The sequence below is a fragment of the Gilliamella sp. G0441 genome (assembly GCF_050589305.1).
GTDB lineage: Bacteria > Pseudomonadota > Gammaproteobacteria > Enterobacterales > Orbaceae > Gilliamella.
Genome location: NZ_JBNRJF010000048.1, coordinates 1 through 567, shown reverse-complemented (window position 1 = coordinate 567; position 567 = coordinate 1). Strand labels below are relative to the sequence as shown.

The 567-nt window shown below is 51.7% G+C and carries 1 rRNA gene; it reads left to right on the top strand.

The window, feature by feature from the left end:
• Nucleotides 1-567 (top strand): 23S ribosomal RNA (locus ACKJXD_RS11965); the annotation flags it as partial.

The window sequence follows — 567 nt, the reverse complement described above, 5'->3', positions numbered from 1 at the left end:
AAGTGTATTGGGTAGGGGAGCGTTCTGTAAGCCGTAGAAGGTGTGTTGTGAGGCATGCTGGAGGTATCAGAAGTGCGAATGCTGACATAAGTAACGATAAAGCGGGTGAAAAGCCCGCTCGCCGGAAGACCAAGGGTTCCTGTCCAACGTTAATCGGGGCAGGGTGAGTCGACCCCTAAGGAGAGGCCGAAGGGCGTATCTGATGGGAAACGGGTTAATATTCCCGTACTGGCTATAACTGCGATGGGGGGACGAAGAAGGCTAGGTTTACCACCTATTGGATGGTGGGTTAAGCGTGTAGGGGTGTGATTAGGCAAATCCGGTCACTGAGACCCTGAGGCGTGATGACGAGCTACTAAGGTAGTGAAGTAATTGATGCCCTGCTTCCAGGAAAATCCTCTAAGCTTCAGGTTATAGTTAATCGTACCCGAAACCGACACAGGTGGTCAGGTAGAGAATACTCAGGCGCTTGAGAGAACTCGGGTGAAGGAACTAGGCAAAATGGTGCCGTAACTTCGGGAGAAGGCACGCTGATGGTAATTGAAGTCCCGTGCGGATGGAGGTGAA